We start from the raw sequence: 16,974 nt of genomic DNA on the forward strand, positions 1-16,974 counted from the left end.
TCTATTTTTTAAATAAATCATATTTTAAACCAATTGTTAAACGCTTTTCGTAGTATTCCATTTGCATCGTTCTTCCTTTTGCGCCTTGGTAGTAACGTAAAGGTTGATTGGTGATGTTATTTAAGTTAACGTACATGCTTAAGTTGTTGCTCAATGCAATATTAGCGTTGAAATCTAAGAAAAACTGCTCATCGTAATAGCGATCTTCAAATGCATTTCCACCAATTTCATCGATATAAGAATCAGAATAATTAGTAGATAAACGTAAGCTGAATTTTTTTGCCGCATAACCTAAAGAAGCGTTATACATGTTAGGTGATGTCTGCGGTAAATCTAAATCCACACGCTCTTCACCATCCTCGTTTCTAATGCCATCTGTACTAGATGTAAGGTAGGTATAGTTTAAGTATACACTAAAGTTTTTAGCAAAACCAGGTAAGAATTCTAAACGCCGTTGAAATGAAAATTCAGCACCTAAAACCGAAGCATCGTCACCATTTAAAGGTTGGTAAACTTCGTAACCATTTTCATCTTCATATTGAAATGTGTAGACAAAATCTTTAATGTCTTTGTAAAATAGACCACCAGAAATAATACCAACAGACTTAAAATAATGTTCAGCCATGATATCGAAATTCATAGAGGTTGTAGGTTTTAGTTCAGAGTTACCTATATAAATTTCTTCATCTTCATTGCTGATTTCACGGTAGGGTACTAAATCTACATAGTTAGCGCGTGCTAAAGTATTCGTCCAAGCAAATCTTAAAATGGTATTATCAGTGATATCATATTTTAAATGAACACCAGGTAAGATATTGGTATAAGAGTTTTTATCTTTTACAGTATTAATACCTGAAACGTCACCTTCTGTATCAAATTCTAACTCGTAACCTTCACTTTCAATAGACGTATGTTCTAGTCGTAAACCAGCTAATATGCTGAATTTATTTGATATGTTTTGGGTTAACATGGCATAACCAGCATACACATTTTCGTTAACATCAAAATTTCCTGTAATGTATTCTTCAGGAAGATCTTCTCCTTCAAATATAGCAGTATCATAAAGGTTTAAATTTCCTATGAATTCCGGGCTTGCAAAATTCCCTGTTTGGTATTGACTTCCAGCTAAGAAATCTGAATTAGAATAATTTCTTGTTGGTACATTTCCTAAAAGATCTAAACTACCTGTAATATCACTAAATTCTGAATAATCATTATCCGTGTACTTATTTTTTATTCTCGTTTTTGCTCCAACTTTTAAGAACCCTTCATTACCATCAATTATTGATAGAGGGATTTGAGCATTAACAAATAAATTAATGTCTTTTTCCTCAGTGTATTGATTTTCTTCAGTTAATTCTCCAAATTCAAAGTCTTCATAATTACCTTCTCCAGCGACTGGTGTATATAAGGGTTTATCTTCGTTATTATTAAAAATCACCGAATATTCACTTTCATAAACTATATAGCGTTCGTTTAAACGTTCTTCCGAAGCTTTGGAAAAAGAAGCCATCCAATCTAATTGAACATCTCCAAATAAATGATCTCCACCAAGGCTATAGTTTTGCATTCTTTGATCTTCTAAACGTGTGTTTTGATTTCTGTTGTTGTCTATACCAGCTTTAGTTTCGCGTTTAGCTTCTGCTGGAAACATGGTTAGGTTACCATTAACAACTTCAAAATCGCCTAATTCAATATCTTCACCATCTAAAATTCCATGCTCTAAAACAAATCTATTTTCTCTATCGTCTCTCCAATTGTAAATAGATTTAAAGAAAATGGTATTGTTTTCATCCAATTTATAATCGAAATTAGCAGAAAAACTACGTCTGATACGTTGCACTTGGTACTCTCTAATTTCAAAAACATTAGCATAAGGATTAACATCTACTCCTACTAAGTTGTCTTCGTCACCAGCATTGTATTCAAATTCGTCTGTCCATTCTGCTTCCACATTATGACTTCCAAAGTCATTATCATTAATTGATGCGGCTACTACCCAACCAAATTTATCATTAGCAGAACGATCACCAACTAAGAATGATCCATTTAAGATTCTTTTATCAGAAATAAAATTGATACCAGAACCCGCTGAAGCAGATAAACGAAAGCCTTGCGGAGACGTTTTAGTAATTAAATTGATAGAACCACCAAGGGCATCTGCATCCATATCTGGAGTTACTGCTTTATTGACTTCAATGGTTTGAATCATGTCTGATGGAATTAAATCCATTTGTACATTTCTATTATCGCTTTCTGCAGAAGGAATTCGGCTGCCGTTTAAAGTCACCGAATTTAATTGTGGAGATAAACCACGTACAATAACATTTCTCGCTTCACCTTGATCCATTTGCATGGTAATACCAGGAATACGTTTAATAGCATCACCAATGTTGGCATCAGGGAATTTACCAACTTGATCCGTTGACACGATGTTGGTAATGTTTTGTTTGTTTTTCTGTGTATTTAACGCTCTAGATTGACCGCCAAGTCCAAATCCCGAGATCAAGACTTCGTCTAGATTAGTATCTTCAGAATTTAATGCAAAATTAAGTGTTACAGTTTCATTGGCTTTTACTACAACGTCTTTAGTGGTGTCTGCATAGCCTAAATATTCTACAGTTATAATGTAGTTTCCTTCTGGTATATTTACTAAAGTGTATTTGCCATTAAAATCGGTTACAGTACCTTTTTTAATAGATTGAATTGCGACTGTAGAACCCGGAATAGTTAATCCGTTTTCATCAGTAATAACCCCTTGGATATTTCCGGATTGAGCGTAGCCTAAAATTGGCAGTGCTATGAGGAGTAATAGATTAAATAATTTTTTCATGTTTAGGTTGATTTTGTTTTCACAAAACTAGAGCTAAGCACTTTTTTTTAGCTAAAGTATGTGTTATCAAAAAGTAACAAAACGTACTAAAACAGCTATATATCAAGGCAACATTCACGATCAGTTAACATTGAAAATAGATTATATATATATAATTTATAAATTGATAAGAAACGTCAAAAGATCGTCTTTAGAATCTATTGGCAATTTTTTTCTAAGTCTATATCGTGCAATTCTTACACTGTCTGGTGTAATATGAAGAATGTTTGCAATTTCTTTTGAGGAGAGATTAAGTGTTAAAAGCATGCTTAATCTCATTTCCGAAGCTGAAAGTTGTTCTGATGCGATTTGGTTGATGTTTTCAAATAAATTTGGATGTATTTGACTAAAGTAACCCATAAGTTCTGTCCATTCATTTTGGTTGGCTAAATCGGCTTCTATATCTTCTGTTATAACTTTTAATTTCGAACGTATTAAAGTGATATTTCTATCTTTTAATTTTGAAAGTGTTTTAGATACATCAGAAAGCATTTTGTTTTTGTGAGCGATATTTAAGCTGTAATTGGTAAGTGAAGATACTTTAATTTCAATTTCACGTTGTAATGCCGCTTCTTGTGCTGTTTTTTTATCCAAATCGACTTGTAGCAGTTGTTGTTTGTATTCTAAAAGGTGTTGTTCGTGTTGTTTTCTTTTTTTCCAATATATAAAGCCACCTATTAAAACTAGAATTATTGAACCTGCACAAATTATAATGATGTATTGTCTTACTTCTGTAACTTGCTTTTGTTTGTTGAGTAGCAGTAATTCTGCTTCTTTTTCTTTTACAGCATAGAGTACTTCCATGGTACTAACGACTTCTATATTTTTTCGTTTTAATTCTTGTTCGTTAACGATACTTTGGTTATTAAGATATTTGTAAGCTTGTTCGTAATTTCCTGCTTCAGAATACGTTCGGGCTAAATCTTTATAAGCACTTTCAATTTGCGACGTATTGTCTGTTTGTTTAGCGCGCTTTAAAGCTTGGTTTGAATAATTTATTGCCTTGTTAAAATGGCCTGTTTTACTGTTGACATCTCCTAAGTTATTAAGAATATTTATTTGAATATTAGTTTGGCAATTTTGAGAATAGCGTTGGGCTTTTTTAAAATAACTATAAGCCAAATCGAACTGTTCTAAATCTTCGTAAATACTTCCTATATTTTCATTGGTTATAGCGAGTCCTGTGCTGTCGTTTAGAGATTCGAAAATTTCTAAACTTATATTTTGATGTTTCAAAGCATCCTTATACAGGCTTTGTTTTTCTGCTATACTGCCCAATAAAGCATGTGTATTAGCAATGCCTTTATTGTAATTAAGCATTTCGGAGATTTTAAGGCTTTTAGAGGCATGATTTTTGGCATCATTAAATTTCTTTAAATCTAGATGTATACGAGCTAAGGCATTTTCTACATAAACTGAAGTTGTGTCTTTGCTCTTGTATATGTTTTGAAAATGGTGGTAGTTACTAATAGCTTCACTGTAAAGTTCTAAACGCGAAAAAAAGTCTCCAAGTTTTACGTAGGTCTGTGCTATTTTAGAAGAATCTGAGTTGTTGTGTGCGTCCTGTAATTTCTGTTTTAGTGCGTGTAATTTGACATCCAGCTTTTTTAAGCTGTTGTCGTTAGTTTGAGCATGCGATAATAATCCTGCAACGCACACAGTGAAAACAAACAATTTTTTAATCAAAGCGATGTTCTATTATAGATAACTTGTAAAATAACGCAATGAATATTACTTAAACCGTGTTGTTTTGTAATGTTAATGTTATGAAATAAAAAAAAGCGTCTAATATAAAATTAGACGCTTTTAGTTTTTTAAGAAAAGATGTTATTAAGCTTCAAAAGCTTCAATAGAAACGTAAGACTTGTTGTCTTTTTTCTTAGTAAATTTTACTAAACCATCAACTTTAGCATGTAAAGTATGATCTTTTCCTTGGTATACGTTTTCAGCTGGGTGATGTGTATTACCACGTTGTCTTAAAATGATATTTCCAGCAATAGCAGCTTGTCCACCAAATATCTTAACGCCTAAACGTTTTGATTCTGATTCTCTACCATTCTTCGAACTACCAACTCCTTTTTTATGAGCCATGATCTAAGGTTTTATATTGTTAATATTAATGCAATTGAAAATTACTTTTCAATTCCACCGTCTAATCTGTCTTGTAATTCTTGTAATTCGTCCCACTTACCATCTGCAGCTAATTTAGCTTGTTTTGGCCAAGTATCAGTAACGATGTGTGCTAATCTTGAGCTAGCTTCAGTAAGCACTGTGCTTAATTCTTCTGGCTTAGCAGCAGCAATTTTTTCGAAAGTTTCGAAACCTGCGTTTACCAATGCTTCAGCAGCTTTTGGTCCAGCACCTTCAATTTTCTTTAAATCGTCAGCTTTTCCAGTTGCTTTTTTAGGAGCAGCTTTTTCAGCTTTCGGTTCTGCTTTTTTAGCTTCTTTCTTTGGAGCAGCTTTTTTAGCTCCAGAAGCAGTAATACCTTCAATTACGATTTCAGTTAAAGATTGTCTGTGTCCGTTTTTTACACGGTAACCTTTACGTCTTTTCTTTTTGAAGACGATTACTTTGTCACCTTTAAGGTGTCTTAAGACTTTTGCACCTACTAGTGCTCCATCTATAGCTGGGGCGCCTAAAGTAATATTGTCACCATCACCAATTAAAAGAACGTTGTCGAAATCTACTTTCTTACCTTCTTCTGTTGATAAACGGTTAACAAAAACTCTTTGGTCTTTTTCAACTTTAAATTGATGCCCTGCTATCTCTACAATTGCGTACATAGCGTAACGTTTTTATTAATTTGTTTATTAAAAAATATGCTTTCATCTCAGAAAGCGGATGCAAATATACTTCTAAATTATTAATAGGCAAGTGTTTTAGAGGTTTTAGACCTGTTTTTGCTTTAAATAATTGATAGTTTAGGTATTTTTGTTAAAATTGGCATCTGTAAAATGAGGAGTTTTTACATTTTATTCTGTTAAAAAGATAAATCATTACTTATTTTTGTGAGACTTCTTGTAACAATATGCATTTAGTATAGACTAACATTTAAAACAATTTAAATTTTAAACAAAACTACAATGAAAAACTACTTACTGGCTTTGGCTTCTTTGTTGTTTATTAGCCATCAGGCAATAGCACAAAAAGTTGAATTTGAGGAATTTGATTTAGACAACGGATTACACGTTATTATGCACCAAGATAATACGGCACCAGTTGTTATTACATCTGTAATGTATGATGTAGGAGGAAAAGATGGAGATAGAGAACGTACAGGATTTGCACACTTTTTTGAGCACCTTTTATTTGAAGGTTCTGAAAATATTGGTCGTGGGGAATTCATGAAAATTATTCCTGCAAATGGAGGCACATTTAATGCTAATACATCTCAAGATAGAACGTATTATTATGAAATCTTTCCGTCTAATAAATTAGAGTTAGGGTTGTGGTTAGAGTCTGAGCGTATGTTACACCCTGTTATTGACCAGGTTGGTGTAGATACACAGAACGAAGTTGTAAAAGAGGAAAAACGTCAGAGTTACGATAACAGACCTTATGGAAGTCTATTAAAAACCATAGGTGAAAACCTTTTTGAAGTTCACCCTTACAAGGATGAAAATATTGGTAAATTAGAGCATTTAGATGCTGCTACTTTAGAAGAATTCAATGCTTACTTCGATAAATATTACGTGCCAAACAATGCTGTATTAGTTGTAGCAGGTGATATTGATTATGCTAAGACTAAAAAATTAGTACAAGATTATTTTAGTGCTGTTAAAAAAGGTCCGGACGTAGTGCGTAATTTCCCAAAAGAAACACCAATTTCTACAACAAAAAAAGCAACGACTTTTGATAAGAATATTCAAATCCCAGCAATTATAGCGGCATACAGACTTCCTGGTCAGTCAACCAAAGATGCTTATGTGTTAGATATGATTTCTAGTTATTTAAGTGGTGGAAAGAGTTCTGTACTTTACAAAAAATTAATCGACGATCAAAAGCAAGCTTTAACAGTACAGGCGGTTAATATCGGTCAAGTAGATTATAACATTTTTGCTTTATTTGCTTTACCATTAGGTGAGGTTAGTTTAGATACATTATTGGCAGAGATCGATGAGGAAATTGTAAAACTTCAAGATGAATTAATTAGTGAACGTGATTATCAAAAACTTTTAAATCAATTTGAAAATAATTTCGTAAGCTCTAATTCTAGTGTAGCTGGTATTGCAGGGTCTTTAGCAACATACTACTTATTATATGGTGATGTAAATATCATTAACAATCAGTTAGAAACTTATAGATCTATTACAAGAGAAGACATTCAGGCAGCGGCTAAGCAATATTTAAGCCCTAACCAACGTGTAGAAATTGAATATCTACCAAAAAAAGACGATCAATAATATGAAAACAGCAATTAACATGAACAATAAAATAGTAGCCTTTTTCGCATTATTTATAATGACTATTGGCGCCAGTGCACAAATAGATAGATCTCAGCCACCTGTGGCAGGTCCAGAACCAGAAATCTCAATTGATAAGCCAGAAGAATTTACATTAAAGAATGGTTTAAAGGTGCTTGTCGTAGAAAACCACAAATTACCAAGAGTATCTTATTCTTTAAGAATTGATAATGCTCCTGTAGCTACAGGAAAAAAAGCGGGTATTGAAAGCTTAATTGGAAGTATGTTAGGTAATGGAACGACAACCATTTCTAAAGACGACTTTAACGAAGAAATAGATTTCTTAGGTGCAAATTTAAACTTTGGAATTAGTGGAGGTTTTGCAAGTTCATTAACGAAATATTCTGATAGAATATTAGAATTAATGGCAGATGCAGCTATCAATCCATTATTAACAGAAGAAGAGTTTGATAAAGAAAAACTAAATTACTTGAAGGTTTAAAAGCAGATGCTAAAAGTGCAGATGCTATTTCTGGTAGAGTTGGTTCGGCTTTATCTTATGGAACAAATCACCCTTATGGAGAATTTGTAACTGAAGAGACTATCAAAAATGTAACTTTTGGTGATGCTGTTGCGTTCTATGAAAAGTACTTTAACCCAAATCATGCTTATTTAGTTGTGATTGGTGACGTAAAATATAAAGACGTTAAAAAGCAAATTCAAAAATATTTTAAAAATTGGTCACAGTCTGTAGCTGTTAACAGTATAGTTCCAAAACCAAGCGCTAACGTACAATACACGCAAATTAACTTTGTTGATGTACCAGATGCTACACAATCTAATCTTTCTATTACAAATAATGTTAATTTAAAGATGAATGATGAAGATTATCATATCGCTTTAATTACTAACAACATCTTAGGTGGTGGTGGTGAAGGTTATTTATTTAAAAATCTTAGAGAAGATAAAGGATATACATATGGTGCTTATTCTAGTTTAGGAACAGACAGATATGGTGCATCTCGTTTTAATGCAACTGCTAAAGTTAGAAATGCAGTAACTGATAGTGCTGTTATTGAAACTTTAAAAGAAATTAAAAGAATTAGAACAGAACCAGTTGATGCTCAGCTTTTAAAAGATGCTAAAGCAAAATATGTAGGTAACTTTGTAATGGCTTTAGAGCGTCCGCAAACTATAGCAAATTATGCGTTAAATATTAAGTTAAACGATTTGCCTGAAGATTTTTACACTACTTATTTACAGAAAATAAATGATGTAACAGTAGAAGATATTCAACGTGTTGCCAACAAATATTTTAAAGAAGATAACTTAAGAATTATTGTTGTAGGTAATGGTGCAGATGTTTTAGAGAATTTAGAAAAAACAGGAATTCCTATTAAGTACTTTGATAAATATGCAAATGCAACTGAAAAGCCAGTATTTTCTAAGCCATTACCAGCAGGTTTAACTGCTGATGCTGTTGTCAATAATTATGTTACTTCAATTGGTGGTGAAGCGAATTTAAATAAGATTAATACAATTTTAGTGAATTCTGATGTAACTATTCAAGGAGCACCATTCAAGCCAAAAGCGACAATTAAGCAAATGGCACCAAACAAATCTTATATGGAAATTGTTGTAGAAGGTATGGGTGCTGTAATGCAACAAAGTTTTAACGGTGAGAGTGGCTATATGGTTCAACAAGGTCAAAAAACTGTAATGGATGATAAAATGCTATCAGTTAAGAAAGCTGAAAAAGGATTGTTTCCAGAATTGTATATTGATGCTTCTAGCTTAGAATTGGAAAGTATTATGACCATTGATGGTACAGATGTTTATAAAGTTAAAGTAACAAATGGAGATGTTGCATCTTATAGATATTACGATACTAAAACTAACTATTTAGTAAGAACAGAAGAGACTGCAGAGATGGCAGGACAAACAATGACAACGATTACTGATTATTCTAATTATAAAGAAGTAAACGCTGTAATGTTACCTAACACTATGAAAATAGCAACAGGACCTCAAGTTTTATCTTTTGAGACTACAGAAGTTAAAATTAACGAAGGAGTATCAGATGCTGATTTTAACTAATCATATCTAAATATTAATATTAAAACCGAAGTGAAAGCTTCGGTTTTTTTATGCGTATTATTTTGGTTTAGACTGTGGTTTATGAGATAAATAGACACCAATCAAAATAAGTATTGAAGCTAAACCTTGTATATAACTTAAATTCTCTCCATCTAAAACGCCCCAAATTAAAGCGACAATAGGCATAATGTAAGTTACAGAAGATGCAAAAACGGGTGTGGACATTTGTACCAATTTAAAATATAATATTTTGGCGAGTGCAGTACCAAAAACAGATAGTATAGCAACATAAACTAAGGCGTGTAATAACTTTGGATTAGAAAGCGTTTCTACTGTAAAGAAGTCACTAACTAGTAATACAATTAGTGCCGGAATAACAATGAAGGCATAATTGCCAGCAGCAATAGCCAATGGTTTTACATCTTGTAAATAGCGTTTTATAATATTGACGTTTGCGGCATACATTACTGTCGATGCAATTACAAAGCCTGCATATAAATAATTTTGATTGGGGTTTAATTCAGATCCTTTTAAAATTAAAATTGCCGTACCAATAAAGCCGATAATGACACCAAAAACTTGGCGCTTGGTTGATGTGATTCTAAAAAACGGCAAAGCCTAATAAAATGGTGTTTAATGGCACTAAAGAATTTAATATTGATACTACAGCACTATCAATTTCTGTTTCTGCAATCGCAAAAAAGAATGCAGGAATAAATGAACCTAAAAGCCCAGAAATTAACAACCATTTCCATTTAGATTTTGGAATTGTTTTTAGTGTATTAAAGCCAAAAGCTAAAAGAAGTAGTCCTGTTATAATAGTTCTAAGTGCTCCAAGTTGGTAAGCTGTAAGTCCTAAAAGCGATTTCTTAATAAGTATAAATGAGCTTCCCCATATAATGGATAGTATTATAAGGTATATCCATTTCAAATTAGGGCCTTTCGTACAAAAACGCTGTAATTGAGTCATAAAATTCGTTAATTGTTTCGCAAGGAACGTCAATATTTGTTAGTTTTAACCAAAATATTAATACTTTAAATCAATGAAGATATTTAAGACAATAAGTATAGTAGCAATTGTGGCTTTGGTTTTTACCTCTTGTAAAAATGAATCAGAACCAGAAGTAAAAACTGTAGATGTAGAAGTTGCTAAAAAAGACGTTGCTAAAACTCTAGATCCTAATGCAACGTATGCTAAAGTAGAGTTTGGAATAGACGGAATGACTTGTGCTATGGGTTGTGCTAAAACTATTGAAAGGAAGATGGCGAAAATGGAAGGTGTAAAATCTGCAAAAGTTGATTTTGACACGCGTTTAGCTATGGTAGAGTATGATGAGGCTAAAGTAACGCCTAAATCTTTAGAAGAAGCCGTTGGTAAAGTGTCAGATACCTATAAGGTTAAAGATATGCATGCTGTAGATGATTTTGGTGCTGAGAAGAAAGTTTGTAAAGCAGACTGTAAAGAGGCCTGTTGTGCAAACAAAACAGAGGCTGAAAAAATAGCTTGTAAAGCAGATTGTAAAAAAGAATGTTGTAGTAAAGAGAAAGTAGCTGAATAAATTCAGATAAAATAAAATAGTATAAAAACGCTATCCGAAAGGGTGGCGTTTTTTTATTGAACTTGAAGTAGTATAAAAGCTATTGCAAAGCATCCTAACGGGAAAAGCCACAATAAGTAAATAGAAGTATCACTGCGTTTAGATTTAGCATTAAGAATCGTTCGTTTCTTTCCGTTGTAACGCATCCAGTTTTTAGAAATTATAAAAAATGTGATTATTGAAAATAGTACCCAAAATTTTGTAGAAGACATTATAGCCATTTTCATTTGGCTAGCAAATGCCATAAGAAAAGCCGATAAAGCAAATATAACGGACAGCTCTAAAAACGTAATATAAAACAAGGCTATGTTTAGGCTTCGTTTACCTAATTTTTTTTTGTAATGGTTGAAAATTAAAATATAATAATTGTCAAAAAATGAAGTCATATAGATAGAGTTTAAAAAATAAAACCTGCAATGTTTATCATTGCAGGTTTGGTGAATATTATTTTATCGGTTTAGTTCGGACCTAAAACTCTATAATTATCAATTTCAAAAGTACCATCAATAGTTCCTGTATTTGGAGACTCATTACCGCTATTATCACCACCAACGTATTTAAAAGCTACATAAGCTGTGCCTGAGTAATTGCTTAAATTAATTAATCCAGAATCTACCCAATCTTGGTAAAATGTGTCATCAGAAACTATATTTCCCGGTAAGGAAGTCCATGTTGAGTTAGTTATTGTAGAAAGATTTCCATCCCAATCAGTAGATATTAAAAGTTCTAATTCACTATCGTCATCAAAATTGTTTGAAGATTGGAAGTTAATAAACGTTAATTCTTGAGAATCTAAATCAATAGATGGACTAATTAGCCAAGCAATATTAACTGGTACACCAGAGTTATAGGCTCCCATTGACGCAATTTTGTTTCCAGGTCCTGGATTACCACTATCAGTAGTCGTTAAAGCTCTCCAGTTATAAGTACCCTCTTCTGCATAGGCTGTCCAGCCATTTCCAGATACAGTGGCACCTGTTGACATTCCTTCAAAGTCCTCAGAAAAAAGGTTGCTGAAATCCGCAGGATCTAATAAAGAACATCTAGCACTATCCATATTTACATCATCAGTAGAGTTTAAAGCCAATATTAAGCTAGCTCCATCAAAAGTTTTACTAACAACAGCTGTAACAGATCCGTTTCCAATTGGTAAAGGCTCATTTTTAAAACTTGAAAAACTACTCGTTTCTAATATAAATTGTGGGTATGTAAAACCTCTACAATCTTGTAACGTTCTTTGTGTATCAAAAACTTCAATTGGGTCAAAATAATTTAAACCAATTTCATCATCTGCAAATTCTACATTTTCGACTTTTACTAAAACACCTACATGGCTAGCGTTAATTGCAGTTAAACCTAAGTTTAAAGGAGTAAGTTCTTCAGTAACTGTAGATCTTAAAACTTTTTGTCTAATTTGAATTTCATTTAAACTTGATACAGTAGTACCAAATTGATCAGTTTCAGTTCCTCCACCAATAGTAGTGACCCCGTTTCCAACACGTTCTTCACCAATGAATAAACCTTGAAGACTAATATAAACTTCTCTTCCTAAATTGAATTGGTTATAAGTATCAACTTGGTTTAAAATTACTTTTAAACCTGATGTTGGGTTCGTAGGACTATCTTGAATAAAAAATTCTTTAAAGAAGTTTCCTGTTTGATCAGATGAAGATACGTATCCTTTAACATAATCATTAGTATCTACTGGTTCAATGAACTCTCCACCTTGGTACAATGCTTTAACCTCTGCAAATGTCAATTCATTTCCAGTCTCTAACAATGATGTAAGACTTTTATTTTCTTCGTCTCCTAAACTATTAGGAATAGTATAGTCATCATCTTGTACGCAAGATGTAATAGCTACAGAAGCTATTAAGACTAACATTAATTTTAAAGATTTAATCGCTTTATTCATAACTTTTCTATTTATTATTATTGAATTTATGAAATTGAAACATTCCATAACTGTGATATAATTTATTAATTTTTCTTTTAGAATCTTACGTTTAAGTTAACAAAATAGTTAGCTCCACGTCCATACCAGTACTTAGAACCAAATCTAGGATTGCCATCAGCATTATCATCCCTAAGTTCTCTAAAGTTAGCATTTCTACCTTGCTCAAAACCACCTGTTTTGTAAACTTCATCTAGGATGTTACCAACACTAGCAAACAGACTAATATAATACTCATCAACTTTCCAAGATTTACCACCGACAAGGTTAATAACCATATAGTCGCTAATTTTCTCTTGTTTTAATAAGTCAGTAGCTAAATCTTCATCATAGTCATTTATTGGTAACCCGTCTGAATCTAAATAGAAATTCTCTGTTCTTGTTAATGCATTAACATCTATATAAGCATTAGAGAAGAAGTTAGCTGTTGCGCCAAACCACCAGAAATCTGGATCTCTATATTCAAAACCAATAGAAGCAGCTCTTTGAGGGCCTCCTGCAAGTTTATAATCTTTTAAATTCGCTTTACCATAATCAATAGAACCTGATCCATCTGCTGTTTGAAAACTAGCAGACGTTAAGTATAAATTAGGGTTGTTATCGTAGGTGTATTGGCCAATAGAAGCAGCACCTTTTAATTTTATAGTTGGTGTTACTTGTGCTTCAATTCCTAATTCCATGCCTAAATGGCTTTTGTCTATACCTTGTAAAACTTCTTGTACAAATGCAGACGTATCGTTATCTGTAATATCATTACCGCCACTTAAACCATCTGCATAATAAAAACCAACTTCGTTAGCGTCTTCTATTTTGGTATAGAATCCTGTAACTTTAGCATTAACGATTGGTGATCTAAATATGTAGCTTGCATCTAAAGATGTTACGATTTCTTCACTGATATTATTTACAACAGAATGATTTTCTCTAGAGTTAGAGTATGTGTTACGTAAATTTGGTGCTCTAGTAAGGTAGCCTCCATTAACATCAATTAAGTGTTTTCCTGTAATTTTATATGTGAATCCTGCTTTTGCACCAAGGCCTGTAAAAGAAAGTTCTTCTCCTTTTCCATAAGACTCTGGTCGTCCGTCAACTCCATCAAATCTACTATTTTCCCATAACCCTTCTCTTTGGTATGTTGTGCTAGTGATGTTAGCAGAAGCATAGAAATCAAATTTGTTATACTTAAACTGTCCTTGTGCATAAGCTGAAATGACATCAGCATATAAGTTATAGTTATATCTGTATTTATCTCCTTCTTGTACTATTCTATCTTCATTACGATTATCGTATTGGTACCCGTCAAAAGAATCTACATTTAATAAACCAACATCAGAACCTAATAAATCTAGAACTTCTCCAAAGTTTTCTGATTTTAAGTTTTTGTAGTTTACCGCTCCATTAATAACGATGTTCTCATTAATTTCAGATGTAAATATAGAATTAACCGTTAATTGTTTGTCATCAGCTCTGTCTTCATATAAAGCGTAAGCAGAAGTAATGTCACCAATATTATTAGTAACGTTAGCATCTATAATACGATGCCAATCTAACTGACCATCATTTATGAATTTTTGCTCTGCTAAATAAGCGCCAGCAAGATCATCTCTTTGTTCATGGTAGCTAGGTAGTAGTTGGTAATAAGCAGCACTTGGGTTACCACCACCACTGTAATCTAATCTACTGTTTCCTAGTTTACCAAATTGGTAACCAACATTAGTGTTTAACCTTGTTTTAGAAGAAATATCCCAATAGTGATTTAACATAAAGATTGGCTCTTCAACTTCTTTAATACGAGAGTTACGTTGTTCACCATCTAAGCTTCCCCAATATTCATTGTATTTAATCCCTTTTAAGTCATAAATCTCTTGTGTATTTGGTGACGACTTCCCTCTTCTATTAGGTGTGTAAACTGAAGTAAAGTTAATACTATGTTTGTCGTTTATTTTCTTTTCTACAGAAGCAAAGAATGAATTAGAATCATATAATGTTCCATCCACAAAACCTTCTTCTCCCCAACGTCTTCCTAGCATAAGCGCATAAGACCAGCCTCCATCTAATAAACCAGATGCATAACTTGCCATTACACGGTTAGTATAACTTCTATTAGAAGATGAATAGGTAAAACGTCCACCTTTTCTGTACGAAGACGCTCTAGTTATAATGTTTGATGTTCCTAAAACACCACCAAAATTGTAGTCAGAAGGAGTAAGACCAGTTGTTAAAACTTGGTTACGCATCATATCGTTTAATCCTCCCCAATTACTCCATTGTGGTCTCCCGTTGTAAAGTTTGTTCATTTCAATACCGTTCATTAAAACAGAACCGTTTTCAGAGTCTAAACCTCTTACCTTAAAGAAAGAAGAACTAAACTCAAAAGCTGCTGTTCTTTGAAAAACATCTAATGAAGATGATAATAATCCAGATATATTATCTGCACCACTTGTATCATCATTTAATTCATCGTCAGACAACGTAATAGTAAACATATCTTGTACATCTGTTACATCGATATCTAAAGACATATCCGTTATATCTACGGTTTGTCCTTCGTTTACAATAATAGGGTAACGTTTCGTAGCATAACCAGCTTTAGAAATTTTTAAGACTTGTTCGCCTAATGGCACATTGCTAGAAAAAATAAATTCACCGAAACCGTTGGTCAAAGTCGATTGTTGGGTTTCTTCAATAGTAATTGTTACATCTGGAATTGGTTCAGAAGATGCGGCATCTTTTACACTACCTTTAATAATGGTACTTTGTGCCATCATGGTAAAGGAAGTTAAAACTCCAAATAATAAAATAATTAAACTTTTTTTCATATCTAAATTTAAAGTTAATAATCTTGGTACATTAAATAAAAGTTATTTAAGGCGTGCAAATTTACATTATTTATAATAAATATCTACTTTTGGCTCAAGATTTGTAAAGTAATTAATGTTAACATAACATGCGCTAAATGAAAAATTTAAAACACAGCTTATTAGTATTATTTGTTTTTGTATTTATAAGTATAAATGCTCAGGAAAAGAAAAAGTATAAAATTCACACCGTAGCATTTTACAATTTAGAAAATTTATTTGATACCATAAACGATACTACGAAGTTCGATGAGGCTAGTCCTATTATGGAAATGAACGAGGGACTTAGAGCCGAGGTTTATAAGAAAAAAGTTCAGAATATGGCAAGAGTGGTTGCTGATATTGGTTCTGAGGACACAAAAAATACACCTGCAATTATCGGTGTTTCTGAGGTTGAAAACAGACAAGTGCTTGTAGACTTAGTAAACGACCCACAACTTTTAAATAAGGACTATGGTATTATCCATTTTGAATCGCCAGATAAAAGAGGGATTGATGTGGCTTTATTATATCAGAAAGCCCTTTTTAAACCTATTGACACAAGTTCTCATGAACTACTTATTTATGACGATTCAACAAGAAAACGCGTATACACAAGAGATCAGTTGTTAGTTAGTGGTGAATTAGAAGGTGATCTAATTCATATTATTGTTAATCACTGGCCATCTCGAAGTGGAGGTGAGGCAAGAAGTAGATCTAAAAGAGTTGGAGCAGCAAAACTGAACAAACGAATTATAGACTCTTTACAATCTAAAGATCCTTATGCTAAAATTATTACAATGGGAGATTTAAATGATAACCCAACAAATGAAAGTGTAAAAGAGGTTTTAAAAGCAGAACGTAAGGAAAGTAAAGTTGGACTTAAAGGTATATATAATCCTATGGAAGAATTTTTTAGACAAGGTTTGGGTTCTAATGCTTATAGAGATGCCTGGAGTTTGTTTGATCAGATTTTATTTACGCAACCGTTTTTAGAGAAGGATTATTCTTCGTTCCGATTTTATAAAGCAGGTATTTTTAATAAATCCTATTTAACAAATAAACAAGGACGTTACAAAGGCTATCCATTTAGAAGTTTTGCTGATGGTGGATTTTCGGGTGGCTTTAGTGATCACTTTCCAGTGTATATTTACTTGATTAAAGAGGTGAATACCGAGAATTAAAAGTTTGATTAACATATAAAAAAAAG

12 protein-coding genes and 1 pseudogene are annotated in these 16,974 nt (G+C 32.6%); 5 read left to right on the top strand and 8 right to left on the bottom strand.

From position 1 onward, the window contains the following. Position 1: 1 nt before the first annotated feature. From ADIWIN_RS12635 to rplU, 4 genes are all read right to left on the bottom strand, one after another. Positions 2-2,833: a TonB-dependent receptor gene (locus tag ADIWIN_RS12635; protein WP_020897578.1), complete on the bottom strand. Its 2,832-nt coding sequence runs from the start codon at positions 2,831-2,833 to the stop codon at positions 2-4. Positions 2,834-2,989: 156 nt separating this feature from the next. Continuing rightward, on the bottom strand, positions 2,990-4,546 hold the full coding sequence (locus tag ADIWIN_RS12640) for a tetratricopeptide repeat protein (RefSeq protein ID WP_152487259.1): 1,557 nt from the start codon (positions 4,544-4,546) through the stop codon (positions 2,990-2,992). A 156-nt stretch (positions 4,547-4,702) separates the two neighbouring features. After that, positions 4,703-4,963: a 50S ribosomal protein L27 gene (gene rpmA / locus ADIWIN_RS12645; protein ID WP_020897580.1), complete on the bottom strand. Its 261-nt coding sequence runs from the start codon at positions 4,961-4,963 to the stop codon at positions 4,703-4,705. A 41-nt stretch (positions 4,964-5,004) separates the two neighbouring features. Beyond that, positions 5,005-5,658: a 50S ribosomal protein L21 gene (rplU, locus tag ADIWIN_RS12650; protein ID WP_020897581.1), complete on the bottom strand. Its 654-nt coding sequence runs from the start codon at positions 5,656-5,658 to the stop codon at positions 5,005-5,007. Positions 5,659-5,958: 300 nt separating this feature from the next. Here rplU and ADIWIN_RS12655 point away from each other — a divergent pair, with 300 nt between their 5' ends. From ADIWIN_RS12655 to ADIWIN_RS12660, 3 genes are all read left to right on the top strand, one after another. Next, the gene (locus ADIWIN_RS12655) at positions 5,959-7,278 is read left to right on the top strand and encodes a M16 family metallopeptidase (protein ID WP_020897582.1); all 1,320 of its coding nucleotides are present in this window, start codon (positions 5,959-5,961) and stop codon (positions 7,276-7,278) included. A gap of 19 nt (positions 7,279-7,297) precedes the next feature. Beyond that, a complete protein-coding gene (locus ADIWIN_RS21940) occupies positions 7,298-7,780 on the top strand; it encodes a M16 family metallopeptidase (protein WP_316929654.1) in 483 nt (160 codons plus the stop codon). Positions 7,781-7,881: 101 nt separating this feature from the next. Beyond that, positions 7,882-9,375 (top strand): M16 family metallopeptidase, encoded by a 1,494-nt coding sequence (locus ADIWIN_RS12660; RefSeq protein WP_316929655.1) that lies wholly within the window; start codon positions 7,882-7,884, stop codon positions 9,373-9,375. Positions 9,376-9,432: 57 nt separating this feature from the next. On the opposite strand, the pseudogene ADIWIN_RS12665 reads toward ADIWIN_RS12660, so the two are convergent. After that, positions 9,433-10,345 (bottom strand): annotated as a pseudogene (locus ADIWIN_RS12665) (DMT family transporter). 73 nt (positions 10,346-10,418) lie between these two features. On the opposite strand from ADIWIN_RS12665, the gene ADIWIN_RS12670 reads away from it, so the two are divergent. Further along, positions 10,419-10,934: a cation transporter gene (locus tag ADIWIN_RS12670; protein ID WP_040757237.1), complete on the top strand. Its 516-nt coding sequence runs from the start codon at positions 10,419-10,421 to the stop codon at positions 10,932-10,934. A 53-nt stretch (positions 10,935-10,987) separates the two neighbouring features. On the opposite strand, the gene ADIWIN_RS12675 is transcribed toward ADIWIN_RS12670, so the two are convergent. The 3 genes from ADIWIN_RS12675 to ADIWIN_RS12685 form a co-directional block, all read right to left on the bottom strand. After that, a complete protein-coding gene (locus ADIWIN_RS12675; RefSeq protein WP_040757239.1) occupies positions 10,988-11,359 on the bottom strand; it encodes a hypothetical protein in 372 nt (123 codons plus the stop codon). Between the two features lie 71 nt (positions 11,360-11,430). Continuing rightward, the gene (locus ADIWIN_RS12680; protein WP_020897590.1) at positions 11,431-12,888 is read right to left on the bottom strand and encodes a DUF5689 domain-containing protein; all 1,458 of its coding nucleotides are present in this window, start codon (positions 12,886-12,888) and stop codon (positions 11,431-11,433) included. A gap of 77 nt (positions 12,889-12,965) precedes the next feature. Further along, entirely contained in the window at positions 12,966-15,746 is a 2,781-nt protein-coding gene (locus ADIWIN_RS12685) for a carboxypeptidase regulatory-like domain-containing protein (RefSeq protein WP_020897591.1), read from the bottom strand. Positions 15,747-15,883: 137 nt separating this feature from the next. On the opposite strand from ADIWIN_RS12685, the gene ADIWIN_RS12690 reads away from it, so the two are divergent. After that, positions 15,884-16,948, top strand: coding sequence for an endonuclease/exonuclease/phosphatase family protein (locus ADIWIN_RS12690; RefSeq protein WP_020897592.1), 1,065 nt, complete (start codon positions 15,884-15,886; stop codon positions 16,946-16,948). Positions 16,949-16,974 lie beyond the last annotated feature (26 nt).

This window comes from Winogradskyella psychrotolerans RS-3 (genome assembly GCF_000427335.1).
Taxonomy (GTDB): Bacteria; Bacteroidota; Bacteroidia; order Flavobacteriales; family Flavobacteriaceae; genus Winogradskyella; species Winogradskyella psychrotolerans.